Consider the following 26,294-nt stretch of genomic DNA (forward strand, 5'->3'; position numbering starts at 1 on the left):
GGCCACGGCCATGAAGCAGATTCTGTTGCTTGAAGATCTTCCCGAAATCCGCGCCTGGTTGAAAACGCTGGCGCTGCAAGTCTTCCCGGGCGCCCACATCAGCGAGAGTGCCCGTGTCCACGATGCGCTTGAGCTGGTCAACGCCGTGCGTTTTGACGTGGCCCTGTGCGACCTGGGGCTGCCCGACGGCTCGGGCGTCGAGGTGGTGCAGGCGCTGCGCGAGAAGCAACCCGACGTGCAGTCGGTCGTGGTCACCATCCACGACGATGACGAGCATCTGTTCCCCGCGCTGCAAGCTGGTGCTTTTGGCTATTTGCTGAAAGAGCAATCGCGCGAGCAATTGGCCGAGCAACTGCACCGTATCAGCCTGGGTGAGCCGCCGCTGTCGCCGTCCATCGCCCGCCGCGTGATCAAGTATTTCACCGCGCAGGCCAGCCAGCAGCCTATCTCCCAGGCCGACTCGGTGACGCCTCACGTGCAGCTGACCGACCGCGAGAACGAAGTGCTGCTGCGCGTGGCCAAGGGCTTCACCCTGCCCGAGATCGGCGTGCAACTGAACCTGTCGCGCCACACCATCGCCGACTACGTCAAGCAGATCTACCGCAAGCTGAACGTGTCTTCGCGTGCTGAAGCCGCCCTTGAAGCGCAACGATTGGGCCTGTTCCGCCGATGATCTCCCGCCTGACCGGGCTTCTCGCCGAGAAGTCCCCGCCCCACGTGCTGGTCGATTGCAACGGCGTGGGGTACGAAGTGCAGGTGCCGATGAGCACCTTCTACAACCTGCCCGAACTGGGTGCGCGCGTAACGCTGCTCACCCAGTTCGTGGTGCGCGAAGACGCCCAGCTGCTGTACGGTTTTCTGACCGCGGGCGAGCGTGCCTCCTTCCGCGAGTTGACCAAGATCAGCGGCGTGGGGCCGCGCATTGCCTTGGCCTTGCTGTCGGGCCTGAGCACCGACGAGCTGGCGCAGGCCGTGGCGGCGCAAGATGCGGGTCGCCTGGTCAAGGTGCCCGGCATCGGCAAGAAGACGGCCGAACGCCTGTTGCTCGAGCTCAAGGGCAGGCTGGCCCCGGCGCTCTCGGCGCCTGGTTTTTCCATGGTCAGCGACGCGCAGTCAGACATCCTGCAGGCCCTGCTGGCCTTGGGTTACACCGACAAGGAAGCGCAGGCCACACTCAAACAACTGCCGGCCGATGTCTCCGTGAGCGACGGCATCAAGCTGGCCCTGAAGAACCTCGCCCGATGAATTTGCGTTTCTCATTGGTGTTCGTGGGCGCGATGCTGGCCGTGGCGCTGTCTGCGCAGGCCGCCCCCAACAAGCCCAAGTTGGCGCCTCCCGCCCAGCCTGTGGCGCTGATCCAGACGCCCCAGGCTTTTTGCCAGCAGGCCGCGGGCCGGCTGCCCAATGTGCCGATGGCTTTGTGCGCCCAGGCGCAATTGCAGACCAATGGCTCGAAGTCGGTCCAGGGGCATTCGCTGATGCAGCGCGACGTCATCTCGCCCAACGCGCACCTGCGCGTGCTGGTGATTGGCGGTGTGCATGGCGACGAGCTGTCGTCCACCTCGCTGGTGTTGCACTGGATCCGCGCGGCCACGGAGACGCCGTCCAACATCCACTGGCGTTTCGTGCCTTTGGTGAACCCGGACGGCATGCTGCTGGCCTCGCCCCGGCGCACCAATGCCCGCGGGGTCGATCTGAACCGCAATTTCCCCACGCCCAATTGGGACAAGGAAGCGCCGCAGTACTGGAGCAAGCGGACCAAGAACGACCCGCGCCGTTACCCTGGGCCCAAGCCCTTGTCCGAGCCTGAGTCGAAGTGGTTGTTTGACGAGATGGAGCGTTGGAAGCCCGACTTGATCGTGTCGGTGCACGCGCCTTATGGCGTGCTGGACTTTGACGGGCCCACTTCGCCGCCTCAGAAGCTGGGACGCCTGTACCTGGACCAAGTGGGGATCTTTCCGGGCAGCTTGGGCAACTATGGCGGTGTGCACAAGAAGATGCCGGTGGTGACGATCGAATTGCCGAGTGCCATTCGCACGCCGCAAGAGGCCGAGATTCGGCAGATGTGGCTGGATTTGCTGCGGTGGACGGCGGAGCGGTTGGGGGCCAACTGAGCTTGCTTTGTCCGGGCAGCGCGGGGTGGGGGATTCAGCGGAGGCGGACAGGGCTCCTATGGTGGCGGTCCACCGCTGCGCGGCGGACTGCTCTCGGTGCTCGGCCACGGCGGGCGGCTGCGGAACTCGCGCTACGCGCTCAAACAGTCCTCGCCGACCCCTCGCGGTGCGAGGGGCAACCCGCCATGGCCTGTGCGCCTCGACGCCCCCGAAGTCGCCCCGCCCGCCTCCGCCGAATCCCTGATCCACCCCGCTGGTGGCGCAGCACGAATGGGCCGTGCCACACCACCAGCGGGGCGAAACAAGGGCTGGGTGGGTGTATCCGGCGGGGCGCCTTGTTGGTGCTGAGGAGCGGAGCGGCGAGGTGGGTGCGCGAAGCGCGCATCGTCAACTGACTTGTCGCCGATGTTTGAACGCAGCGCCTGAAAGGCGCGAAGAGAGTTTCGGCGACACCACCTCGCTGCGAGCACCGCAAGGCAGTCCCGCTTGAAAAGCGGGACCACCAACATGAAGCCCTGACGGATACCCGCCCAGCCCTCGCCCCGCGCTCCCCGATTCAGGAGTTCAACGGTGGCGCCGCCTGCGTACTCGGCAGCGCAGCCAAAATTGTCAGCAGCCGGTTGATCTGCAAAGGCTTCACCAAATACTGGTTGAACCCCGCCTGCAGCGCCCGCGCAATGTGATCCGGCAAAGCATCACCGCTCAGCGCAATCAAAGGCAGCTTCTTGAACGCCGCCTTGGCCCGCAACTGGCGGCACAGGTCCAAACCACTGCCATCCGGCAGATTGATGTCCACCAAGGCCACGTCCGGCTGCATGGATTCAATACACGCCAGACCATCGGCCGCCGTGTCAGCCGACAACAAACGCACTTGCGGGTAAGTGGCGAACAGCGCCTCGACCAAGCTGCGGTTCAGCGCGTTGTCCTCGATGTGCACCACGCGCAGTGGCGGCAGCATCACCAAAGGCTCGGACGGACGGGCGCTGGTGGGCGTGGCGGTGTGCGTGCGCTCGGCCAGCGGCAGCTTCAGGCCAAACACGCTGCCCTCGCCCAAGGTGCTGTGCACCTCGATGCGTCCATGCATCAGCGCAGCCATGCGCTGGGCCACCGCCAGGCCCAGGCCGTGGCCTTCGCCGCTGTCGGCTTCGGTGGCGCGGTCCAGGCGGGTAAAAGGGTGGAAGAGTTTGGGCAGGTCGCTTTGGTCGATGCCGGCGCCTTGGTCGCGCACTTCGACAATGCCCATGCGCTCTTCGGTCACTTCACGTGCCCGCAACCACACCGTGGAGCCTGAGGGGCTCACGCGGATCGCATTGTTCAGCAGCTGCACCAGGATGTCTTTGGTGGGCTGCGGGTCGGCCCAAACGGTGTGCGGTGCGCAATCGACCACGACCGTGACGTTGTGCGCCCTGGCCAAAGTCTCTTGCGCCGAGCAAACCTCGCGCAGCAGGCCGGTCATGGCCAGGCGCTGGGGCCGCAGGGTGACCGAGGGTTCATCCAGGCGGGCGAACTCCAGGGCCTGGTCCAGCAGGCTGAGCAGCTGTTGGCCTGCCGTGCGGATGTGGCCCAGCTGGCGTTGCAGGGTCTCGGGCATGCCCGTCTGGTCCTGCATGTCCAGAAGCTGGGAGAAGCCCATGATGGCGTTCAGGGGCGAGCGCATGCTGTGCCCCATGCGTGCCAGGAAGTCGGCCTTGGCCACCAGCGTCAGCTCGGCCTGCAGGCGGCGCGTGTGTTCGGCCTCGGCGCGGCGCTGGGCGCTGACATCGCGCATCAGTTCGATGTAGCGGGTGACCTGGCCATCGGCGTCGGGCAAGGGGTGCACGGTACGCGCCACCCAGAAGGGCTCGCCGTCCTTGCGGTGGTGGCAGATCTCGAGGTTTTCAACGGCGTGGCCTTGCGCCAGCGTCTGGTTGATCCGGGTGATCAGGGCTGCCTCGGTGTGGGGGCCGCTGAGCAGCTCTTCCGGCTGCTGGTCCAGGCTTTCCGACAAGGAAAAACCGGTCAGCCTGGAGAAGCTGGGATTGACCCACCGTATGCAACGTTGCGCATCGCAGATCATCACTGCGTCACTGACCCGGTCGGCCAGCAAGGCCAGTTCTTGGTTGGTGGCTTGGGCGCGTTGCAAAGCGGCCTGGATTTGTCTCATGGGCAGACCTTGCTCAGTCGTGACTGGCAGGTCGGCCTCAATGGTGTTTTGGGGCATGGCGTTTTCCTCTCGGCACCGGGGGTGCGGATACTCACCTGTCTCTGGCGAGCAAAGGGATACAGCTAGGAACTCATGATGTCAGAATGGGCGCTTCATGTGTAGGTACTTTGAGAAAGTTCTTGGCCATCATGACCCAATCGATTTACGAATTTGATGCGCTTTCCACGGACGGTGTCCCCGTCAAGCTGGAGCAGTATCGCGGCCGTGTGCTGCTGATCGTCAACACTGCCAGCAAGTGTGGTTTTACGCCACAGTTCGAAGGCCTGGAACAACTGTGGAAAGACTATGCAGACAAAGGTTTGACGGTGCTGGGTTTTCCGTGCAACCAGTTTGGCGGACAAGACCCTGGTGCCGACGCAGAGATCGCCTCGTTCTGCCAGCTCAACTACGGCGTCAGCTTCCCGATGATGGCCAAGATCGAGGTCAATGGCGCCGAGGCTCACCCGCTGTACCAATACCTGGTGAAAGAGGCGCCGGGCATCCTGGGCACCAAGGCCATCAAGTGGAACTTCACCAAGTTCTTGGTGAACCGCGAAGGCACGGTGCTGGGCCGTTACGCGCCCACCGACACCCCCAAGAGCCTGCGCGCCGACATTGAAAAAGCACTCGGTTGATTTGAAAGTTGCCTGACATGTTCCAACACGTTGACGCCTACCCAGGCGACCCCATCCTCACGCTGAACGAGGACTTCCAGAAAGACCCGCGCACCGACAAGATCAACCTCAGCATCGGCATTTACTTTGACGATGCCGGCAAGCTGCCCGTGATGGCCGCCGTGCGCGAGGCCGAAAGCGCCATGCTGGCCGCGGTGGGCCCCAAGCCCTACCTGCCGATGGTGGGCGCCAGCAATTACCGCGAGGCCGTGCAACACCTGCTGTTCGGGGCTGACCACGAAGCCGTCAAAAGCGGCCGCATCGCCACTTTGCAAACCATCGGCGGCTCGGGCGGTTTGAAGGTAGGCGGCGATTTCCTCAAGCGTTACTTTCCGGATTCGCAGGTGTGGGTCAGCGACCCCACGTGGGACAACCACCGCGCCATGTTCGAAGGAGCCGGCTTCAAGGTCAACACCTACCCGTATTACGACGCGGCCACGGGCGGCTTGAGCTTCGACAGCATGCTGGCCACGATCAGCGGCCTGCCTGCTCACAGCATCGTGTTGATGCACGCTTGCTGCCACAACCCTACTGGCGTCGATTTGAGCGCGGCGCAATGGGCTCAGTTGATCCCGGTGCTGAAAAGCCGCCAGCTGCTGCCTTACCTGGACATCGCCTACCAGGGCTTTGGCGATGGCATCGATGAAGACGCCCAAGCCATCCGTGCCCTGGCCGATGCGGGCGTGAGCTTTTTCGTGGCCAACTCCTTTTCCAAGAGTTTTTCGCTGTACGGCGAGCGCGTGGGCGGCCTGAGCGTGGTCTGCCCCGACAAGGCGCAGGCCGACACGGTGCTGGGCCAGTTGATGTCGGCGGTGCGCCGCAACTATTCCAGCCCGCCCACGCATGGCAGCCAGATCGTGGCGCGCGTGCTGCAAACACCAGCCTTGCGCCAGGTGTGGTCGGACGAGCTGGGCGCCATGCGCACCCGCATCCAGGCCATGCGCCAGCGCTTGCATGCGGGCTTGGTGAGCCGCTTGCCAGGCCGCGACTTCCAGTATTTCCTGGATCAGCGCGGCATGTTCAGCTACACCGGGCTGAGCGCCCAGCAGGCCGACACCCTGCGCGAGGTGCATGGTGTGTACGTGCTGCGCTCGGGCCGCATGTGCGTGGCTGGCCTGAACGCGGGCAATGTGGACCGCGTGGCCGAGGCCATGGCCGCCGTGCTGGCTTGATGGAGGTGTCCTGAAAACAAGGCTTGGCATGGCCATGTGATCGGGGGCATCCCCTGAGTCGGGGGGTGGGAGTTCCGTAGAAGAATGTGACCAGAACAAAAGGTCACGAGGAAGCTTCCGCCGCCATGGACAAAATCTGGCTCAGGCACTACCCCAGCGGTGTGCCGCACGAGATCGACCCGTCGGTGTACCGATCGCTGGTGGAACTGATGGACGAGGGTTTTGCCGCTCACCGCGACAAGGCCGCCTACAAGTTCATGGGCCAGACCTGGACCTTCGCCCAGATCGACCGGCTTTCGCAGGCCTTTGCCGCCTACCTGCAGGGCCTGGGCTTGCCTGCGGGTGCCCGGGTGGCAGTGATGATGCCCAATGTGCCGCAGTATCCCGTGGTGGTCACGGCCATCTTGCGGGCCGGGTTCGTGGTCGTCAACGTCAACCCGCTGTACACGCCGCGCGAGCTGGAGCACCAACTCACGGACTCCGGCAGCCAGGCCATCGTCATCATCGAGAACTTTGCCGCCACCTTGCAGGCGGTGATTGCGCAAACGCCGGTCAAGCACGTGGTGCTGGCCAGCATGGGCGATTTGCTGGGCCTGCTCAAGGGCAGCCTGGTGAACCATGTGGTGCGCCGCGTGCGCAAGCTGGTGCCGCACTTTTCCTTGCCCGGCGGCGTGCGCTTCAATGCCGCCTTGGCGAAGGGGCGCGGGCGGGCTTACCAACCGGCCCGGCCGGGCCCGGATGACATCGCGGTGCTGCAATACACCGGCGGCACCACGGGCGTGAGCAAGGGCGCCATGCTGCTGCACCGCAACATCATCGCCAATCTGCTGCAGTCAGAAGCCTGGAACGCGCCCATGTGGAAGCAAGTGCCGGATGGCGAGCAACCCACCACCGTGTGCGCCTTGCCGCTGTACCACATCTTCGGGTTCACGGTGAGCATGATGGTGGGCCTGCGCCTGGGCACCTGCAACATCCTGATCCCCAATCCGCGCGACCTGGCGGCCACCTTGAAGGAGCTGTCCAGGCACCGCTTCCACAGCTTCCCGGCGGTCAACACCTTGTTTGGCGCGCTGGCCCGCCACCCCGATTTCCACAAGGTCGACTGGAGCCACCTGCGCTTGTCGGTGGGCGGTGGCATGGCGGTGCAGCAGGCCACAGCCAAGCTGTGGAAAGAGAAGACGGGTTGCGCGGTGTTCGAGGGCTATGGCTTGTCCGAGACCTCGCCGTCGGTGACGTGCAACCCGGTGACCAGCACGGGCTACTCGGGCTCCATCGGGCTGCCCCTGCCATCGACCGAGGTGTGCGTGCTGGACGACGCGGGCCGTGAGGTGCCCTTGGGCCAGCCGGGCGAGTTGGCGGTGCGCGGCCCGCAGGTGATGGCTGGCTACTGGCAGCGGCCTGACGAAACCGCCAAGGTGATGACCGCCGATGGCTTTTTCCGCACGGGCGACATCGCCACGATCGACGACCGTGGCTACGTCAAGATCGTCGATCGCAAGAAGGACATGATTCTGGTGTCGGGCTTCAACGTGTACCCCAACGAGGTGGAGGACGTGGTCACCCAGATGCCGGGCATTTTGGAATGCGCGGCGGTGGGCATGCCCGACGAGCATTCGGGCGAGGCGGTGAAGCTGGTCATCGTGCGCCAGAACCCGGCAGTGACCGAGCAGCAGGTGCGCGACTACTGCGCCCAGCACCTGACCGGCTACAAGCGGCCCAAGGTGGTGGATTTCCGTGGCGAGCTGCCCAAGACGCCCGTGGGCAAGATCTTGCGGCGCGAGTTGCGAGAGCCTGCTTGAGCGGCGGCTTCAGGTCGGGTGGGCGCGGGCCCAGTCGTTCAGCAGGCGCTGCAAGGCATCGCAGTCGGCTGGTTTGACCAGGTGGTGATCGAAGCTCGCCTCGGCTGATTTTTGGCGATCGGACAACTGGCCATACCCGGTGAGTGCGATGAGCAGGGCATCCTGGCCCGTGGGCAGGCTTCGCAGCCGGCGCGCCAGTTCGGTGCCGGCCATGCCCGGCAGGCCAATGTCCAGCACGAAGGCATCGAACGATGACGTGCGGGCCAGGGCCAGCGCGGAAGGGCCATCGTGGCAGACCTCCACGCTGTGCCCTTCCAGGGTGAGCACCTGGGCCAGGCTGTGCGCGGCGTCCACATTGTCATCGACCACCAAGACGCGCAGCTTGCCCGCGGTGGTCATGGCGACTGGCGCTGCGGTGGCGGCAGCGAGGTGCGATGTGGCCAGCCGCGGCAGGCGAACGGTGAAGGTGGCGCCTTGGCCGGTGCCCAGACTGGCGGCGGCCACGGTGCCGCCATGCAGGGCCACCAGGTGCTTGACCAGAGCCAGGCCCAGCCCCAGGCCGCCTTCGCGCCGGTCGGACGCCCGCTTGCCTTGCGTGAACAAATCGAAAATTTGCGGCATCAGGTCGGGGGCAATGCCGGCGCCGTTGTCCTGAACCTTGATCACGGCTTCGTCGGGGCTGGCGCTCACCTCGATCCAGACCTGGCCGCCTGGCTTGGTGTAATTGGCAGCGTTGGCCAGCAGGTTGCTGACCACCTGGATCAACCTGGCCCGGTCGGCCATCACCATCAGAGGCTCGGGCGCCACCGTCACGGTCAGGCGGTGTTGGCGGGCTTCCATCAAGGGCCGCACCTGCTCGACCGCGCCAGAGATCACTTCGGCCAGGTCGAGTTCGGTGTTCTCGAGCGTGACCATGCCCCGGGTGACCCGCGACACGTCCAGCAAGTCATTGATGATCTTGGTCATGTGGCCGACCTGGCGGCTGATCATCTCGCAGGTGCGCAACACGCGGGGATCGGTGTCGGGGATGCGGCGCAGCAGTTCGGCCCCTGCGCTGATGGGTGACAAGGGGTTGCGCAATTCATGGCCCAGCATGGCCAGGAAGTTGTCTTTGTTGCGGTCAGCGGCCTGCAGCACTTCGGTCAGAGCCGTCAGTTTTTCGCGCTCGCTCAGCAGGTCGGCGTGTTGCTCGTGGAGTCGGTCCAGCATGTCGTTGATGGACCGGGCCAGGCTGGCCACTTCATGGCTGTCGCCCTCGGGAGCGCGTTCCGTCCTCAAGCCGCCGCCAAACTGCTGGCGTGCAAAGGCTTCCAGGCGCTGAAGGTCGAGGGTGAGCAGCCGGGCGAGCAGCATGCCGGCCAGCACCACGGCGCTGAACAAGGTCAGGGAAATCAGCCAGATGTGCAGGTAAGGTACCTGCAGCTTCATGCCGGCGTCGGTGCCTGAATGTTGGCTCTGGAGCCGAAGGTGCAAGGGCTCGAACACCTTGGGGCTGGGCACCAGCGTGTCCGGTTCGTCCTGGCGATGGGCTTGGCCGTTGTCCCACACCAGGCGCATGTCGGGCCCGGCCTTGATGTGGCGCAGGTCCACCTTGTAGAACACCGCGCCTTCGGGCGAGGTGGTGCGGGGGTACATCAATGGTTCGATGGCGACCAGTTCGTTGCCCTGGGGCGAGGCAAAGACCCGCGCCAGGGCATGCCCGGTTTCCAGGTTGGTGCGCAGCCAAGCCAGCTGTTCCGGTGAAAACTGGGCGCCCGAGTTGCTGGCGATTTCGCTGCCCTGGAAGTCGGTGAACATCACTTGCACCGGGATGCCGTTGATCTGGCGGATGCTGTCGAGGAAGGGCCCCAGGTAGGTCTCCCGCCCAATGCTGTCAACCAGGCCGGTGGCCAGGATGGTGCTGGCGGCGATCTCGGTCATGCGGCTGGCCAAGGCGTTCAGGTCGGCGCCCACGGTGGCGGCTCGGAATTGCCGTTCGTTGGCGGTCAGGGCCTTCAAGGCCTGATCGTGCTGCTCGTTGATCAACCACCAGGACGCCAAGGTGGTGACCACCAAGGCCACCGCCGCCAGCGCGGCCGCCACCAGGGCGAACCGGTGCGCCAGGCTGCTTGGGAACCAGCGCGTCCACCTCATGCCCAGAAGTTTCATCTCACTGGTCGGACGGGACAATCACGCCAGCATCGTTGAACCGGGCCATGCGCAGTTCACTGGTACCCAGCGCCTCGTGTCGGCTTGGGGTGAAAGGCGGCGCATAGCGTTTGACCAGGCCCTCGTGCACCTGCACTTTCTCAAGGGCGTCGCGGATGGCCATGCGGTCGGTGCTGCCGGCCAGGCCGATCGCCTTGGCCAGGATGTGGGTCATGTCATAGGCATGGGCGGTGCCTACCGGGCTTTCGATGTCTTCGATCCGCTGGACGCCGAATTTGGCCGCGGTGGCCATGAATTTGGCGAGCGCGGGCTTGTGGGCCTGGAAGAAGCTGAAAGTCTGGATCACGTTGAAATCGACCAGCTTGAGCGAAGCGCCGGCCTGTTGGAAGAACTTGCCACCCGTGATGCCCCAATGGCTGTAGATCGGCACCCGCTTGTCGGCAGGCAGGGCGGCCATCTCGTTGACCAGCACGGCGGCCTCGTCGTCATTGGCCACCAGCAGGATGGCCTGGGCACGGGCTTCCTGCAGCTTGAGGTACTTGTCGATCAGGCTGCGTTCCTGCCAGTTGTACCAGGCGGTTCCGACCACCTTGGGCGTGGCGTGGGCGGCGGCGTATTTCTCAACGGCCGCCAGGTTGCTGCGGCCCCACGAGGTGTTGGTGAGCAGCAGTCCGACGCGGTCCAGTTTGCGCTCGTGGACCTTGTCCAGCATGAATGGCATGGCCAGGCTGTCGCGCAAAGACAGGCGAAATGCGTAATTGGGCGTGCTGCCGTTGTCGACGATGGCATCGGCGGCCGACCACACCGCCAGGAACGGCACCTTGGCGGCCTTCAGGGTGGGCAACTCCTCGATCACCACGGGGCTGAATCTTCCGCCGAACACGGCCACCAGGTCTGGCAAGGCGGCCAGCTCGGTGATGTTGCGGATGCCGCGGGCCGGGATGGAGCGGTGGTCTTTGGTGACGATCTGCAGCGGGCGCCCGCCCAACACGCCGCCTTGGGCGTTGATTTGGTCAACAGCGATCCGAACGCCCAGCTCAACAGCTTGGGCCGAGGTGCTGTTGAGCAGCCCGAACTCGGCATCGATGCCCAGCAGCACGGGTTTGGGATCGGCGGCCAGCGCCGGCCAGGGTGTGGTCAGCCAGGCCAGGGCCGAGCCCTGAAGGAGCCTTCGGCGGGACACACTGCGCGAGAACGGCGATTGGGTTGCCATGGAGGGGCCCTGGGTCAGAGATGAGGCTGGGGCAGCGGCACGGTGTCCCAGAACGGGCAGTGCGCACCGGCATCGCCCGCCCGCACTTCAGGGCCGCCGTCCAGCCAGAGGAAGCGATCGCCGGGCCACGCTGGTGGCCAGGCCAGGCTGCCAGCGTGAGGCAAGTGGCCGTTGCGGGCCAGCCGGGTCCACCTGGGCACCATGGCTTGCTGCAAGGCCAGATCCGATGCGTTGGGTTGGTAAGTGCCTTGCCAGGCGAAGAAGAATACATGCTCGAGGGTGTGCACGGACTCCAGGGCGCTCAGCGCGGGGTCGTTCTCCAGCCGGTGCGCGAACAGGTAGCGGTAGACCGGCGCTGTCTGGTGGCGCGACAGCAAGCGTGCCACCCTGAGGCTCTGGCAGGTGAACAGGGCGTCGGTCGTCAGCTGGACCATGGCGCGCCGTGGCGATGCGTAGCTGGTGGCGGGGTAGGCGGTGAGGATGCGCTGGGTGGCGCCTTCGCCGAAGACCCGCCCAATGGCCGCTTCATAGGAGGCCGCGTCGGTGATGGGGCCCACCGAATCGACGAACTGCATGGTCTCTTGCGCATTGCTGCCGATGATCACGGGCATGGCCGCGTGGTCGCCGCGCGCGATGACCTTGTTGGGTTGATCGGGGAAGACGTGCCCGTCCACATTGGGACCGTACAAACGCGGCAGCACGCCAAAGGTGCCTGGCACGGCCCGGACCACGTCGGCCGCGGTCTTGCTGCGCAAACAAGCGGAGGTCGTGCTGGCGCTGCAGCCGAGCGCTTGCGCCACTCGGGCGCCGGTGCCCGCCTGGGCCTGGGCCAGGGTGGGTAACTCGCATCCGGTGGGCACGCTGGATTGCATGGCCGCGCGCTGGAAAAGGCCCTTGGCGGCCGGCGCCGTCATCAGCGCACAGATGTTGCCGCCGCCCGCCGAGGTGCCAAACACCATGACGCGGCGCGGATCACCGCCGAACGCGGCGATGTTGTCCCGCACCCAGCGCAGCATGGCGATCTGGTCCAGGCTGCCGTAGTTGCCAGAGATGCCCCGAGGCTGTTCCGCGCTCAAGGCGGGGTGGGCCAGAAAACCCAATGCGCCCAGCCGGTAGTTGAAGCTGACGTACACCACGCCCTCGGCGTTCAGCTTCTCGCCGTTGTACTGGACGCCGCCGAAGCCGGCGGTGCCCTGGCCGGAGAAGGAATGGTTGCCGCCCCCGGTGAAAAACACCATCACCGGCTTGGGTTGGCGCGGGCCCGCCTTGGGCTTCCACACATTGAGGGTCAGGCAGTTTTCATCGCCGACCACTTCACTGCCCACCAACTGCGGGCACACCGGGCCGAACTGGGATCCGTCACGCAGCCCTGTCCAGGGCATGGGAGGGACTGGCGCTTGCCAGCGCAGTGGGCCCACCGGGGCCTGGGCATAGGGGATCCCCTTGAAGGCCACGCTGTCGCGCTCCACGGTTCCTTTGACAGCCCCTTGCCCAGTGCAGGCGACCAGCTCGTCTTGCGTCTTGCACATTGGATCGCGGTCCGGGCGCCCCACGGCCTGGGCCTGCGAGGTGAGCACGGTGCCAGCGAGCATCACCGTGGCAAACCGCAAGCTGGCGTTGGCAAGGCGGACGACTGGGCTGATGTGGAGGTCAGTGGGCATGGTTCTCCGCCTGGTTGGTGGTGGTGCTGTTTTTGAGAATTGCGGACACAGGTTATATCAAGATGGAAGCTTATTCCTGTGGCCCCATCAGCTTGATGGGCGTGACCTCAATCGTCTCCTGGCCATCGTTGACCCAAATGGTGCCGTCTTGCACGGTGATCTGCAATTGCATGGTGCGCTGCGCCAGCTTGGCCAGCGCCTGGCTTTGCTCGGAGGGCACCTGCCACACGGTCAGGTTGCGCGCGCGGGTCAGCTTGGTGGCGATGCCATCCCACCACACCTTGGTGCTGCTCTGGAACACCCACAGGCTGACCTGGTGGGCGCGGCCGCTGGCCTTCATCAGGCGCTTGTCGTCGGGCTGGCCCACGTCCACCCAGTGCAGGATCTCGCCGGAGTAGTTCTTTTGCCACAAGGCGGGCTCGTCGGTGTCCCACATGTCCTTGGCCAGCTCGATGGTGCCTTCCTGCGTGTTGGCAGGCCAGCCCAGGGCCAGGGCCAGCACGCGGATCATCATGCGTTCGTCGGCCTCGGAGGGGTGACGCGCGATCGTCAGGGCCGGGTCGGCATAGACGTTGCGGTCCATGTTGGCCAGTTGGAGCTGGGCCTTGTAGATGGTGGCTTTGATCGCCATGGGATGTTCTCTTTATTGGGGTTCGGGTTCGAAGGTGTCGAGCCAGCGAGCGAGGTCGGCGAAGACCTGCGCCTGGTCGGGCTCGTTGAAGATTTCGTGCGCCATGCGCGCGTAGGCGTGCGTGGTGAGCACGGCATGCGGGGCGGCGGCGGCAAAGCGCGCGCTGCCGGCGGGCCGCACGCAGCGGTCGGCCCCGGCGTAGATCAGCAGCGTGGGCGTGGTCCAGTGGGCGGCGCGCTGCAAGACCTGTTCGGCCGCGTTGACGATGAAATGGCTGAGGCGGCCGGTGGCACGGTCGTGCACCAGCGGGTCGGCGATGTAGGCCTTGACGACGGCCGGGTCGCTGCACACCCACTCGGGCTTGAGGCCGTTGGGCACGGCCAGGTCGGGCGTCAGCTTGCCAAAGGTGGCCAGCAGGGCCTTCTGGAACCAGCTCAGGCCCGGGTCGAGCGCCGGGGATGACATGACCAGCAAATCCACCGGCCGGGCCCAGGGAGCCGCCTCGGGCGGTTGGGCCTGGGCAGCCACAAAGCGCCCGGCGACCAGGCCGCCCAGGCTGTGCCCGACCATCAGCAGGCGCTGGCCGGGGTAGGTGGCGCGCACGGTGTCCACCATCGAGGCCAGGTCGTGCAGCAGGTCGTCGCTCTGGGCGAGGCGGCCCTGGGCGCCGGGTGATCTGCCGTGGCCACGGTGGTCATAGGCCACCACGGCCCAGCCCCAGTTGTTCAGGTGGTGGGCCACGTGCTCATAACGGCCAGCGTGCTCGCCCAGGCCATGCACCAGCAACGCGACGCCGCGCGGGGCGACTTTGTCGGGCAAGGGCCAATGGCGGGTGGCCAGGGCCAGGCCGTCGCGGGTGGTGATGGTGGCGGGGATCTTGGGGATCATTGGGGGCCTTTTTTATGCGGTCGGGGCGGTGGCGGCGCGCAGCCAGTTCAGTCCAGCGGAGGTGCCGCTCGGGCCGTTTTGTCGCGGACGGTATTCGCAGCCGATCCAGCCAGGCCATTGCAGGGCACGCAGTTCGGCGAAGACGTGAGGGTAGTGCAGTTCGCCGGCATCGGGCTCGCTCCGGTCGGGCACGCCGGCGATCTGCAGGTGGCCGACCCGGCCGGTGGGCAGGGCCTGGCGCAATTGCGTGGTGATGTCTCCATCCACGATCTGGCAGTGGTACAGGTCGAGTTGCACTTGCAGGTGGGGCGAGTTGATGCGTTGCACCAGGGCGTGGGCATCGGCCTGGTGGTTGAGCAAGTAGCCGGGCATGTCACGCGGGTTGATGGGTTCGATGAGGATGTTGCGGTCGGCCAGGCGGGCCTGTTCGGCGGCCCAGGCCAGGCGCTGCTCGTACGTGGCCAGCGCGCGTGCGCGGTCTTGGGGCGCGCCGGGGCACAGGCCAGCCATCACGTGCACGCGGGGGCAGTCCAGGTCTTGGGCCAAGGCCAAGGCGGCTTGCACGCTGGCCTGGAAATCAGCCTCGCGGGCATCAATGCAAGCCAGGCCGCGCTCGCCGCCCGCCCAGTCACCGGGTGCGCCGTTGAACAGCACCAGCGCCAGGCCCAGGTCCTGCAGGCGGGCCCGGATCTCGCTTTTGGGGTGTTCGTGCGGGAACAGGCACTCCACGCCCTGGAAGCCATCGTCCGCGGCGGCCTGGAAGCGGTCCAGGAAGGGGCGGTCGGTGTAGAGCCAAGACAGGTTGGCCGCGAATTTCAAGGGGAATGTGGGGTTCACGTCGGGTGTTCCTACCCCCAGGGCTTAGGGAGTGCGTAAACGGGTGGCGACGGTTATAACCTGCCGTTGGGTTGGATTCGCGGCGCCAGTCGAGGGCGGTCAGCAGTACCCGCACTCATTTTGAAGGATCTCAACTGTGCGTTTGCCGAGCGTTTTCTTGCGGGGCTTGGCCCTGGTGCTGTCCGTGTCGCCCTTGGCCGCCTGGTCGCAGGCCGTGCCCGTGGAGCCCGCACCCGGGGTGATCCCTTCGGCGCAGACGCTTCAGCAAGGCCGTGAGGCCACCGTGTCGCCCCTTGAGAGCGCGGCCGAGGTGCCCACGCCTGCGCCCGTGCCCAAAGAGCTGGGCAAGCCCGCGGATGACATCACCCTGGACGTGGCGGCCTACGAGGTCGATGGCCTGAACGACGTGCCGCGCGATGTGCTGGCCAAGCTGACCGCGCCCTACGCGGGCAAGGCTCGCAGTTACGAAGACATGGTGGATGCCGCCGCCGCGGTGTCGCGCTACATGCAGCGCGAGCTGGGCTATTACCTGGGCCACGCCTACCTGCCCGAGCAAGCGCCCAAGGACGGCGTGGTTCACATCGCGGTCATGGAGGGCCGGCTTGACCAGGTCTTGCTGCAGTGGCCCGACAAGATGATCGTGCAGCGCGAGGTAGTCGAGCGTTACCTGGCCCGACTGCGCCCCGGTGAGATCCTGCGCGTGCGCGATGTCGAGCGCGTGGTGTTCATGGTCAATGACCTGCAGGGCATCCGCGCCCGCTTCGAGGTCAAGGCGGGGCGTTACCCGGGCACGGCCTCGCTGGTGGTGTCGCCGCAAAGCGAGGCGCGCTTTTCGGGCAAGGGCGAGTTTGACAGCCATGGTTCGCGCTACTCGGGCACGGGCCGGCTCAACGTGGTGGGCACTTTCGCCAGCCCGCTGGGGCGTGGCGATGGCCTCGTGCTCAATGCCATGAGCACAGTCACGGGTGGCATGGCCTTTGGCTTGGTCAGCTATGTGCTGCCCTTGGGGTCTGATGGCTTCAAGCTGGGCGCCTCGGCCTCCAAGGTGCGCTACGAGCTGGACAAGGAAGATTTCCCCGTGGGCTTGAATGGCGATGCCACCGCGGCCAATGTGTTCGGCCTGTACCCGCTGGTGCGCTCCCGCAACCTGAATGTGTTCGCGCTGGCCAGCTTCGAGCACAAGCAGTTCGAGGACCGCCGCGAGATCGGGCTGCCCACGCGCAAGCGCAGTGACGACTTCCAGGTCGGGCTGGTGGGCGACTTCCGCGACAACATGCTGACGGGCGGCGTCAACACCTACGAGCTGAGCGTGCTGCAGGGCGATCTGACCTACCAGGAAGGCTTCACCCCCAGCGACACGCCCAAGCGCTACCAGAAAGTGACGGCCGGTTATTCGCGCCTGCAAAACCTGGTGAGCAACCGCCTGTTGCTGTACGTGCGCTACAAGGGCCAACGGTCGTTCCAGAACCTGGACACCACCGAGCGTTTCAGTCTGGGTGGCCCCACGGGCGTGCGGGCATTTGCCCCAGGCGAGGCCACGGGCGACGAGGGCGATCTGCTCACCGCCGAATTGCGCTTCCTGCCTTTTGAGTCGTGGTTTGGCCGGGCCTCGCGCGAGATGGTGTTCAGCGCCTTTTACGACGCGGGCCGGGCCACCTTCCGCCACGACCCCAGCCTGCCTTCGCTCAACGCCTTGCCCGGGGCGGCCAACACCGCCACGCTCACGGGCGCCGGGGTGGGCGCGATCTGGGACCGGTCGCAATCGTTCGGGCTGCGCCTGAACCTGGCCTGGCCGCTCACCGGCGTGGGCACCAGCGATCCGTCCAAGAAGATGCCCCGCGCCTATGCCGTGATGACCAAGTATTTTTGAGCGAGAGACGACCATGAAACGCAGCACCTTGATCCGCACCCGTCGCCTCGCTCAACGGGGGTGTTTTGTCCTGCGGCCTTTGCCGCTGGCGGCCGCCTTGCTCATCCTGGCGGAAGGCGCCACGGCCCAGACGGCGGCTTTGCCGTCAACCGGCACGGTGGTCTACGGCAATGTGACCACCACGCAACCCAACGCCAACACGCTCAACATCCACCAGACCAGCGACAAGGCCTACGTCCAGTACGACAGCTTCTCGATCGGCTTGGGCAACAAGGTGGTCATCCAGCAACCGACCAGCACTTCGGCGTTCCTGGGGCAGGTCACTGGTTACGACCCCAGTTTCATCCTCGGCCAGTTGCAGGCCAACGGCCGGGTGTTCCTGATCAACCCCAACGGCATCGTGTTCGGCGAGCATGCGCGTGTGGACGTGGGCAGCATCGTGGCGACCACGATGAGCTTGTCGCTGGGCGACTTTTTGAACAACCGCATCCTGCTGACGTCCAACCCCACCGATGGGCGCGGGGAGCTGGCGGGCGTGGTGCGCAACGACGGCACCATCACCGCCAAGGATGGCTTCGTGGTGCTGGCCGGCCGCCAGGTCATCAACACCGGGCAGATCCTGGCTGAGAACGGCCGCGTGGGCCTGGCCGCGGCCAGCAAGCTGCTGGTCGATGTGGAAGGCGATGGCCTTTTGTTCTTCGAAGTCGAGGGCAAGGATGCCAATGCGCGCCTGGCCCAATTGGGCCGCATTGAAGCCAACGGCGGCTCAGTGGAAATGATGGCCGACGCGCGTGGCCAGTTTGCCGACACGGTGCTCAACATGAGCGGTGTGGTTCAAGCCCGCAGCTTGGGCACCCGGCAAGGCCGCGTGGTCATCGATGGCGGTGGCAGTGGCGTGACGTCTGTCACCGGCCAGGTGGACGTGTCGGGCCTGCAAGCCGGCGAGCGGGGTGGTTCGGTCAGCATCCTGGGCGACCGGGTGGGCCTGTTCGAGCAGGCGAGCATCGATGCTTCGGGGGCGGCCGGTGGCGGCAGTGTCAAGGTGGGTGGCGACTTTCAAGGGCAGGGCAGCACCCGCCGCGCCAGCCAGACCCTGGTGGGCCGCGACGTGAGCATCAAAGCCGATGCCACGGTGCAGGGCGATGGCGGCCAGGTGGTCGCTTGGGCCGATGGCGACACGCGCTTCCTGGGCCGCATTTCCGCACGCGGTGGTGCGCTGGGCGGCAATGGCGGTCAGGCCGAGGTCTCGGGCCGCGAGACCCTGGACTACCGTGGCCAGACCGACCTGCGCGGTGGCGCTGGCGGCGCCAAAGGCACCTTGCTGCTGGACCCGAGGAACATCGAGATCGTGGCCGCGGGCCCCGACATCAATGGTGACGCTGGTGGCCTGGACCTGACGACGGCTTCCTTCAGCGCCAACGCGGGCGGCGCCGGCAGCGTCAGCAAGATCACCGCCGGGGCCGTGGTCGCGCAGCTCGACCTGGCCAATGTGCATCTGAGCGCGGACAAGGCCATCACCGTGTCTTCGGCCGTCGATGCCTCGGCCAACACGGGCGACTTCGGCCTGCAGCTGACGGCGGGCGATCAGATCATCCTGAAGGCAGACGTGATCACCCGCAATGGCTTGACCCTGGATGGCACGCTGTCCAGTGGCGGCATCAACCTGACGGGCGCGCTCACGCCCGTCACACTGAACGCGGGCGCGGGCAAGTTGTCGCTGGGGGCGGCGGTGAACGGCGTGGCGCAGGGCCTGACCCTGGCCAGCACCAACACGGCGGCCGATGCCATCAAGACCACCAGCACGGTCACCAACGTGGCGGCCTTGAGCGTGCAAGGCAAGTCGACGCTGGGCGGCAACGTCACCACGATCGGCGACCAGACCTACACCGGCACCACCACGCTGGCCGGCAACACGCAGCTGGACGCGGCGGCCTCCAAGGTGTCGCTGGCTTCGGTCGATGGCGGTGGACACAACCTCACGGTGCTGACCACCAGCGCGGCGGCCAACGCCATCTCGACCAGCGGCACGGTCAGCAACACAGTCGTGCTGAGCGTGCAGGGCAAGGCTACATTGGGCGGCAACGTCACCACCACGGGCAACCAGACCTACACCGGCCCGGTGACTCTGGCGGCGGCCGTGCAACTGGATGCAGGCGCCGCAAAGGTGTCTCTGACTTCGGTGGACGGTGGCACGAACAACCTCACGGTGGTCAGCACCAACACGGCGGCCGATGCGGTCAAGACGACGGGAGCCATCACCAACACGGCGGCACTGAGCGTGCAGGGCAAGGTCACCCTGGGCGCAGACGTCACCACCACCGGCAACCAGACTTACTCCGGCACCACCACGCTTGGCGCCAACGCACAGCTGAACGCGGGCGCCGCCAAGGTCACCTTGGCGGCGGTCGATGGCGGCACGCACAACCTGACGATCACCAGCAGCAACGTGGCGGCCGATGCCATCAAGACCACGGGCGCCATCACCAACACGGCGGTGCTGAGCGTGCAGGGCCAGTCCACCTTGGGCGCAGACGTCACCACCACCGGCAACCAGACTTACTCCGGCACCACCACGCTCGGCGCCAACGTGCAACTGAACGCGGGCGCGGGCAAGGTCACCTTGGCGGCGGTCGACGGCGGCACGCACAACCTGACGGTCGTCAGCAGCAACGTGGCAGCCGATGCGGTCAAGACCACCGGCGCCATCACCAACATGGCGGCGCTGAATGTGCAGGGCAAGGTCACCCTGGGTGGGGACGTCACCACCGCCGGCAGCCAGACTTACGACAGCGCCATGACCTTGGCCGCCCCCGTCAACCTCAAAGGCAGCAGCCTGAGCCTGACCAGCCTGGCCTCCGGCACCCACAACGTCGGCTTGCGGGCGGACACCATCACCTTGAGCGGCGCTGCCACGGGCACGGCCAATGCCACCTTCGAGCCTCTGTCCGACACCGGCAGCATCAGCGTGGCTGGCGGCCTGTCCGCGGCCCCCGGCACTTTGCAGCTGAGCCAGGCGCTGCTCGACAAGTTCAGCACCTACCAGAGCATTGCGGTGGGCAGCGCGGCCAACGCCTACACGATCGGCTTTGGCAACTTCGTGTTGCCGACCAAAACCTTGGTTCGCAGTGCCAGTGGCGCGGTCAGTTTCGCCAAGCTGGACGGCGCTTTTGCGCTGGAGGCGCAGACCACCGGCACCATCAGCCTGAACGACCTGATCGGCGGGACCAACGCCTTGAACAGTGTTGATCTGAACGGCCCGGTCACGGTCAACACCAGCCTGGTCAAGACCGCCGGCAACCAGACCTACGGCGGTGCGGTGACGCTGGCCGCCACCACCTCGCTGGAAGCCGGCCCCGGCAAGATCTCGCTGGCCAGCGTGGATGGCGGTGGGGCGCATGACCTCACGCTCAAGAGCGCCAACGTGTCGGCCGATGCCATCAAGACCACCGGCACCATCGGCAACCTGCGCGCCCTCAGCGTGCAGGGCGCGGCCACCTTGGGTGGCAACGTCACCACCACGGGCGACCAGAGCTACACCGGCATGACCACGCTGGCGAGCAATGTCACCCTGGATGCCACGGCGGCCAAGGTGAGCCTGGCGGGCGTCACCGGTGCCACGCACGACCTCACGGTCAAGAGCAGCAATGCGGCGGCCGATGCGATCAAGACCACGGCCGCGGTCAGCGGCGTGGCCGCCTTGAACCTGCAAGGCAAGACCACGCTGGGCGCCAACGTGGGCACCACCGGCGCGCAGGACTACGCTGGCGCGGTGACCCTGGCCAGCGCCGTGGGCGTGAGCAGCTCGGCGGGCAATGTGCGCTTTCAAGGCACGGTGGATGGCGCGCAGGCGCTGACCGTGAACGCCGCAGCGGGCAATGTGCGCTTCGATGGCGCCGTGGGCAGCGGCACGGCCTTGAGCAGCCTGGGCGTGACGGCCAGCTCGGTCAACCTCAACGCGGGCGCCATCACCACCGCGGGTGGGCAGACCTACACCACTCCCACCGTGACCTTGGAAAGCGACACCACGTTCACGGCCAGCAGCTTGAGCGCCACGGGCAATGTGAACGCGGGCATCCATGACATGTCGGTGTTCGCGGATGCCATGAACGTCGCGGGCACCATCGCCAGCACGGGGGCGGGCAATGCCAGCATCGCCGGCCGCCTGGCCAGTACCACGATCGGTGTGGCGGGTGGCGCTGGCACCTTCCAGGTCACCAGCGCCCTGCTCAACAAGTTCTCCAACTTTGGCTCGGTCACTGTGGGACGTGATGCCGGCACCGGCAACATCACTTTCGGCAACATGACCGGCAGCACCGCATTGAGCCGCAGCCTGCGCGTGCGCAATGGCTCGGGCGACATCGTGTTCGGCCAGATCGACACCACCGTTGACGGCTTCTTCAACCTCGACGCGGCCACGGCCACCGGCACCGTTCGCCTGAACGGCGACGTGGGTGGCATCAGCCGATTGAACAGCCTGACGCTGGGTGGCCCCACTCGCATCGCTGCGTCCAACATCTTCACCGGCGGCTTCCAGCGCTACAACGGTGCGGTCACCTTGGCGTCCGATGTGAGCATGAACGCCACCACCGCCACCTTTGGCAGCACGGTGAACGGGTCGCACCACCTCACGGTCAACCTGCCCAGCAGCAGCTTCTCTTACTACGCCTACTTCATGGGCGCGGTGGGCGGCACCACGCCCCTGGCCAGCCTGACGGTCAATGGCAACACCTACGTTGAAAACAACGTGACCACCTCGGGGACGCAGTACTACGGTGCCTCCACCATTTTGTTGAACGACGCGACCTTCACGGGCACCGCGCTGACCTTCAACGGTAACCTGGCGGCGGGCACGCATGACCTGGGTTTGCTGGCCGATTCTTTCGTGGTCAATGGCACTGTGTCGGGCACGGGCGCAGCCCAGATCGCCGCGTACACAGCCGGGCGCAACACCGTGGTGAAGGCCACTGGCGGCATCGGCGAACTCGTGGTGGGAGACGCCACCTTCACCCAGTTCTCGACCTTTTCCAGCGTGACTGTCGGTCGTGCCGATGGCACGGGCTCGGTCACGCTGGGCACCAATGGCGACAGCTTTGCCTTGCCGGCCAACCTGACCCTGCTCAGCGGCACCGGGGACATCAGTGTGCTGTCAGCCATCAGTGGCGCACACAGTCTGACCCTCAACACCAGCGGCGTGACCCGTATCAACGCATCGGCGTCAGGCTTGACGTCGCTGTCCACCGACGCTGGTGGTACAACGCGTCTGGGTGCATCGGTCACGACCACTGGCACGCAAACGTATGGTGATGCGGTGATTCTGGACAACAGCGTCAACCTGGCAGGGACGACCGTGGTTTTCGATGGCACTGTCAATGGCGCCTCGGCGGGAAGCCTGTCCCTTTCTGTCAGCGGCAATGCCCGCTTTGGCCAGGCCGTGGGCGGCAGCCAGACGCTGGATGTGGTTTCCGTGAGCGGGACCACGCAGTTTGACCAGGGCAGCGTCAGCAGCGCTGGCTATCAGGACTACTTCGGCACGGTGACCTTGGGCGCCGCAGGCAACTTCACATCCAGCGGCGCCTTTGTTCGCTTCCGTGGCGCGCTCACAGGGCCATTTGCCCTGGATACCAACTCCAGCATCGGCACCGTCTTCCTCGGCGCGGTGAACGTGGCGTCGGTCAATGTCGGCTCGGGGCTGACCTATCTTTATGGCGACAGCGTGACGACGACAGGGGCCCAAAGCTACGGTGGCAACACGCGGCTGGGCACCAACAACACGCTCGCTGGTACCAACATAGGTTTCGCGGGCACGGTCAACGATGATGCGCCCGGCACCCATTCGCTGACCATCAACGCCTCGGGCACGACCACGCTGGGCGGCGCTGTTGGGGGCACCGGTGCTTTGGCCAGCCTGAGCACATCGGGCGCCACCAACCTCAATGGCGGCAGCGTCCGCACCACCGGCGCGCAGTCCTACGGCGGCGCGGTCACCCTGGGGGCCAACACCACCGTCACCGCGAACACGGTCGATTTCAACGGCACCGTGAACGGCACGCACGCCCTGGTGATCAACGACAACGGCACCACCACCTTCCACGGCAACGTGGGCAACACGGCGGCCCTGAGCAACCTGACCACCACCGCAGGTGGCGCCACTGTTCTGCCCGCGCAGGTGACCACCACCGGCGCGCAGGTGTATGGCGATCCGGTCACCCTGTCGGCCAACACCACTTTGAGCGCCAACAGCGTGAGCCTGGCCAACCTGATCGGCGCCAGCCATGCGCTCGCCATCGCCACGCCGGGCCTGGTCGATTTCAACGGCACGATCTCGGGCCTCACCGGCTTGGACAAGACGGGCACCGGCACTGTGCGTTTCATCGGGGCCCAAGGCCTGACCACCAGCGGCGCGCAAAGCTATGGCGGCAATGTGCAGGTGCTCAGCGGCAATGCGGTCTTCGATGGTTCGTCCCTGAACTTCGCGGGCGACATCACCGGCGCCAACAACCTGAGCCTCAGCTCCGACGTCATCAGCGTGGTGGGGGCCGTGACGGGCTCGGGCGCCGGCACCTTCGCCATCGCCCCCAAGAGCGTGGGCACCACGATCGGCTTGAGCGGCGGCACAGGCGCCCTGCAGGTGAACCTGAACACCGTCTCGGGCTTCACGCAGCGCGTGATCGGCCGCACCGATGGCACGGGCACGGTCAACGTGGGCGCCTCCACCTTGAGCGCCAACACCACGGTGCAAAGCGGCACCGGGGCCATCAACTTTGGCGCGCTCGATGGCGCCCAGGCCTTGACGGTCAACACCGCAGGCGTCACCAGCTTCAATGGCAACGTCACCGGCCTGACCACCTTGAGCACCGACGCGGCGGGCAGCACCCACTTCAATGGCAGCTCGGCCAGTGCGACCACGGCCTTGAGCTTTGGCGATGCCGTGGTCTATGGCGGCAACGTCAGCTTCACCGCCCCGTCGATCACGTTGGGGGGCGGCGCCAGCGGTGGCGCCAACCTTACCCTGGCCACCAACACCCTGAGCCTGGGCGGCGACCTGTCGGGCAGCGGCGAGCTGACCCTGCAACCCACGGCGGCCGGCACCACCATTGGCCTGGCCGGTGGCGTGGGCGCCTTGCAGATCACGCAAGCCACCTTGAACCGGGTCACCGGCTTCACCTCGCAGACCATTGGCCGCACCGATGGCACGGGCGCCATCGATGCCAACGCGATGACCCTGGTGCGCGACACCAAAGTGCAAAGCGCCTCGGGCAACGTGACGTTCAACGCCACCGTGGATGGCGCGCGGGCCCTGACGGTCGACACCACCGGCACCACCGCCTTCAATGGCGACGTGGGCGGCACCACCGCCCTGGCCAGCCTGAGCACCAACGCGGGCGGTACCACTGCCATCAACGCCAGCCAGGTGCGCGCCACCGGTGCGCTGCACTTCGGCGACGCCGTCACCACCACCGGCGACACCACCTTCAGCAGCAACACGCAGCAGTTCGATGGGGGCGTCACCGGTGGTGCCAACCTGACCTTGGTGGCCAACACGCTGACCTCGGGCGGACCGATCTCTGGTTCAGGCATCCTGAACATCCTGCCCTTGAGCGCCGGCACCATCGGCCTGGCCGGTGCGGGTGGCGGGGGCGACCTGCTGATCAGCCAGGCCCTGCTGGACCAGACCAGTGGCTTCACCCAGCTCGTGATCGGCGCCAGCACCGGCGCCGTGAACATCGATTCGGGCGCCTTGACCTTGGGTGTGGACACCACCCTGCAAAGCGGCACGGGCCAGATCCACTTTCAATCCACGGTGGATGGCGCCCACGCCTTGACGGTGAACACCGCCGGCCTGACGCGCTTCCAGGGCAATGTGGGTTCGACCATGGCTTTGGCCAGCGTGACCACCGATGCGCCTGGCAGCACGCAGATCGACGCCAGCGCCATGCGCACCACCGGTGCGCAGACCTACAACGACCCGGTGGCAACCACCGGCGTGTTGTCCCTGGCGGCGTCCACCGTCACGCTGCACACCGCGGGCAACCTGCGGCTGGGCCTGGTCAACCTGGGCCTGGGGGGCGACATCAGCACCGACGGCGTGCTGACCCTGGAAGACTCGCTCAACCTGGGCGGCGGCACGCTGACCTTGCAGGCGGGCGGAGGGCCCGGCGCTGGCATCGCCTTCAACGACAGCGAGTTGAGCGGCCGACCCGGCCTGATCACCGGCAGCCTGGTGGTCAAGGAAGCGGCCGCCGCCATCCTGCAGACCAACGGCACGATCACCACGGCGGCCAGCTCCACGTTGGACCTGCAAGCGGTGAACCGCGGCTCCATCCGCATCGACCACACCACCAACGAGATCGCGGGCAACCTGAAGGCCGTCAGCGGACCCGAGGGCGACACGAACACCGCGCGCTTCAGCGGTTCGGGCACCTTGCCGCTGAGCTTCGTGCGGGTGGACTCGAACCAGATCCGCTCGGCGGGCATCGAGGCCGATGCGGTCAAGCTCACGGCCAACAGCCTGACCACCAACGCCGGCACCAAGATCCGCGCGCGCTTGCCCTACATCAACGCGCAGGGCATCGAAAGCTCGGTGGCGGCGCTCACCCTGGTCCTCAAGCAACCCAGTGTGATCAACCAGTTCGGCACCCCGGCCACCAGCAGCTGGATCCAGGTGGACGTGGGCGACAGCCTGGGCGGCTACCTGACCGTGCGGCCCAAGGGCGCGGGCGCGGGTTCGTCGGCCGTGTACCTGGGGGGCTCGGAGGGCAATGTGCCGTTCTACGACGGCACCAGCAAGGCCAGTGAGATCCAGGTGTATTACAACGGTCGAGTACCCTCCACGCCGCAAGAAGTGGGCGCTTTGAGCGCGGTGACCGCCGTGATCGAAGAGTCGCGCCGGGCGCGCTTCGATGAAGCGGTGCGCACCGAGAACGTGTCGTCCCGACTGCGCACGGGTGTGATCGCCGAAGTCGGCGCGGGCCGCCCCGCCACCGAAGGCTCCGAGTCCATCCGCATGCCCGCCACCTGTACCCCCAACGCCACCTTGGGTTGCCAATGATTGTTGAACACGGCAGCGCGCCAATGGCATACAGTTTGAAGTCCGATCACCTCCGA

15 protein-coding genes are annotated in these 26,294 nt (G+C 66.2%); 8 read left to right on the plus strand and 7 right to left on the minus strand.

The window, feature by feature from the left end; all coding sequences use genetic code 11:
• Positions 1 to 10: 10 nt before the first annotated feature.
• From LQ232_RS09280 to LQ232_RS09290, 3 genes are read left to right on the plus strand one after another with little or no spacing between them, the layout of a single operon-like run.
• Entirely contained in the window at positions 11 to 673 is a 663-nt protein-coding gene (locus LQ232_RS09280) for a response regulator transcription factor (protein WP_230180035.1), read from the plus strand.
• Complete coding sequence (gene ruvA, locus LQ232_RS09285; protein ID WP_230180036.1) at positions 670 to 1,245, plus strand: Holliday junction branch migration protein RuvA; 576 nt, start codon at positions 670 to 672, stop codon at positions 1,243 to 1,245. Before LQ232_RS09280 ends, ruvA begins: the two co-directional genes overlap by 4 nt.
• On the plus strand, positions 1,242 to 2,114 hold the full coding sequence (locus tag LQ232_RS09290; protein ID WP_230180037.1) for a M14 family murein peptide amidase A: 873 nt from the start codon (positions 1,242 to 1,244) through the stop codon (positions 2,112 to 2,114). The genes ruvA and LQ232_RS09290 overlap by 4 nt, the downstream gene beginning before the upstream one ends.
• A 556-nt stretch (positions 2,115 to 2,670) precedes the next feature.
• On the opposite strand, the gene LQ232_RS09295 is transcribed toward LQ232_RS09290, so the two are convergent.
• Complete coding sequence (locus LQ232_RS09295; RefSeq protein ID WP_230180038.1) at positions 2,671 to 4,314, minus strand: ATP-binding protein; 1,644 nt, start codon at positions 4,312 to 4,314, stop codon at positions 2,671 to 2,673.
• Positions 4,315 to 4,445: 131 nt separating this feature from the next.
• Here LQ232_RS09295 and LQ232_RS09300 point away from each other — a divergent pair, with 131 nt between their 5' ends.
• The 3 genes from LQ232_RS09300 to LQ232_RS09310 all read left to right on the plus strand — a co-directional run bounded on the left by LQ232_RS09300 (position 4,446) and on the right by LQ232_RS09310 (position 7,941).
• On the plus strand, positions 4,446 to 4,931 hold the full coding sequence (locus tag LQ232_RS09300) for a glutathione peroxidase (RefSeq protein ID WP_230180039.1): 486 nt from the start codon (positions 4,446 to 4,448) through the stop codon (positions 4,929 to 4,931).
• Positions 4,932 to 4,948: 17 nt separating this feature from the next.
• Positions 4,949 to 6,142: an amino acid aminotransferase gene (locus tag LQ232_RS09305; RefSeq protein ID WP_230180040.1), complete on the plus strand. Its 1,194-nt coding sequence runs from the start codon at positions 4,949 to 4,951 to the stop codon at positions 6,140 to 6,142.
• Between the two features lie 125 nt (positions 6,143 to 6,267).
• Positions 6,268 to 7,941, plus strand: coding sequence for a long-chain-fatty-acid--CoA ligase (locus LQ232_RS09310; RefSeq protein WP_230180041.1), 1,674 nt, complete (start codon positions 6,268 to 6,270; stop codon positions 7,939 to 7,941).
• Between the two features lie 9 nt (positions 7,942 to 7,950).
• Here the strand turns inward: LQ232_RS09310 and LQ232_RS09315 are convergent, their stop codons facing one another.
• From LQ232_RS09315 to otnI, 6 genes are all read right to left on the minus strand, one after another.
• The gene (locus LQ232_RS09315) at positions 7,951 to 10,074 is read right to left on the minus strand and encodes an ATP-binding protein (RefSeq protein WP_230180042.1); all 2,124 of its coding nucleotides are present in this window, start codon (positions 10,072 to 10,074) and stop codon (positions 7,951 to 7,953) included.
• A gap of 16 nt (positions 10,075 to 10,090) precedes the next feature.
• Positions 10,091 to 11,302: an ABC transporter substrate-binding protein gene (locus LQ232_RS09320; RefSeq protein ID WP_230180043.1), complete on the minus strand. Its 1,212-nt coding sequence runs from the start codon at positions 11,300 to 11,302 to the stop codon at positions 10,091 to 10,093.
• 14 nt (positions 11,303 to 11,316) lie between these two features.
• Positions 11,317 to 12,963: a carboxylesterase/lipase family protein gene (locus LQ232_RS09325; RefSeq protein ID WP_230180044.1), complete on the minus strand. Its 1,647-nt coding sequence runs from the start codon at positions 12,961 to 12,963 to the stop codon at positions 11,317 to 11,319.
• Between the two features lie 70 nt (positions 12,964 to 13,033).
• Positions 13,034 to 13,594, minus strand: coding sequence for a YaeQ family protein (locus LQ232_RS09330; RefSeq protein ID WP_230180045.1), 561 nt, complete (start codon positions 13,592 to 13,594; stop codon positions 13,034 to 13,036).
• 12 nt (positions 13,595 to 13,606) lie between these two features.
• Positions 13,607 to 14,482: an alpha/beta hydrolase gene (locus LQ232_RS09335; RefSeq protein WP_230180046.1), complete on the minus strand. Its 876-nt coding sequence runs from the start codon at positions 14,480 to 14,482 to the stop codon at positions 13,607 to 13,609.
• A 12-nt stretch (positions 14,483 to 14,494) separates the two neighbouring features.
• Entirely contained in the window at positions 14,495 to 15,319 is an 825-nt protein-coding gene (gene otnI, locus LQ232_RS09340; protein ID WP_230180047.1) for a 2-oxo-tetronate isomerase, read from the minus strand.
• A 136-nt stretch (positions 15,320 to 15,455) separates the two neighbouring features.
• Here otnI and LQ232_RS09345 point away from each other — a divergent pair, with 136 nt between their 5' ends.
• Both LQ232_RS09345 and LQ232_RS09350 read left to right on the plus strand, forming a co-directional pair.
• Positions 15,456 to 17,189 carry a ShlB/FhaC/HecB family hemolysin secretion/activation protein gene (locus LQ232_RS09345; protein WP_230180048.1) on the plus strand — a complete coding sequence of 578 codons (1,734 nt, stop codon included), beginning with the start codon at positions 15,456 to 15,458 and terminating at the stop codon, positions 17,187 to 17,189.
• A 13-nt stretch (positions 17,190 to 17,202) separates the two neighbouring features.
• Positions 17,203 to 26,238, plus strand: a complete 9,036-nt coding sequence (locus tag LQ232_RS09350) for a filamentous hemagglutinin N-terminal domain-containing protein (protein ID WP_230180049.1) — start codon at positions 17,203 to 17,205, stop codon at positions 26,236 to 26,238.
• Positions 26,239 to 26,294 lie beyond the last annotated feature (56 nt).

This window comes from Aquabacterium sp. CECT 9606, assembly GCF_918741295.1.
In the GTDB taxonomy this organism is placed as follows: Bacteria; Pseudomonadota; Gammaproteobacteria; order Burkholderiales; family Burkholderiaceae_C; genus Aquabacterium.

Excerpts from the sequence above, each read along its gene's own strand:
- LQ232_RS09280 (WP_230180035.1), top strand. The coding sequence starts at position 11 with ATGAAGCAGATTCTGTTGCTTGAAGATCTTCCCGAAATCCGCGCCTGG.
- ruvA (WP_230180036.1), top strand. The coding sequence starts at position 670 with ATGATCTCCCGCCTGACCGGGCTTCTCGCCGAGAAGTCCCCGCCCCAC.
- LQ232_RS09290 (WP_230180037.1), top strand. The coding sequence starts at position 1,242 with ATGAATTTGCGTTTCTCATTGGTGTTCGTGGGCGCGATGCTGGCCGTG.
- LQ232_RS09295 (WP_230180038.1), bottom strand. The coding sequence starts at position 4,314 with ATGCCCCAAAACACCATTGAGGCCGACCTGCCAGTCACGACTGAGCAA.
- LQ232_RS09300 (WP_230180039.1), top strand. The coding sequence starts at position 4,446 with ATGACCCAATCGATTTACGAATTTGATGCGCTTTCCACGGACGGTGTC.
- LQ232_RS09305 (WP_230180040.1), top strand. The coding sequence starts at position 4,949 with ATGTTCCAACACGTTGACGCCTACCCAGGCGACCCCATCCTCACGCTG.
- LQ232_RS09310 (WP_230180041.1), top strand. The coding sequence starts at position 6,268 with ATGGACAAAATCTGGCTCAGGCACTACCCCAGCGGTGTGCCGCACGAG.
- LQ232_RS09315 (WP_230180042.1), bottom strand. The coding sequence starts at position 10,074 with ATGAGGTGGACGCGCTGGTTCCCAAGCAGCCTGGCGCACCGGTTCGCC.
- LQ232_RS09320 (WP_230180043.1), bottom strand. The coding sequence starts at position 11,302 with ATGGCAACCCAATCGCCGTTCTCGCGCAGTGTGTCCCGCCGAAGGCTC.
- LQ232_RS09325 (WP_230180044.1), bottom strand. The coding sequence starts at position 12,963 with ATGCCCACTGACCTCCACATCAGCCCAGTCGTCCGCCTTGCCAACGCC.
- LQ232_RS09330 (WP_230180045.1), bottom strand. The coding sequence starts at position 13,594 with ATGGCGATCAAAGCCACCATCTACAAGGCCCAGCTCCAACTGGCCAAC.
- LQ232_RS09335 (WP_230180046.1), bottom strand. The coding sequence starts at position 14,482 with ATGATCCCCAAGATCCCCGCCACCATCACCACCCGCGACGGCCTGGCC.
- LQ232_RS09350 (WP_230180049.1), top strand. The coding sequence starts at position 17,203 with ATGAAACGCAGCACCTTGATCCGCACCCGTCGCCTCGCTCAACGGGGG.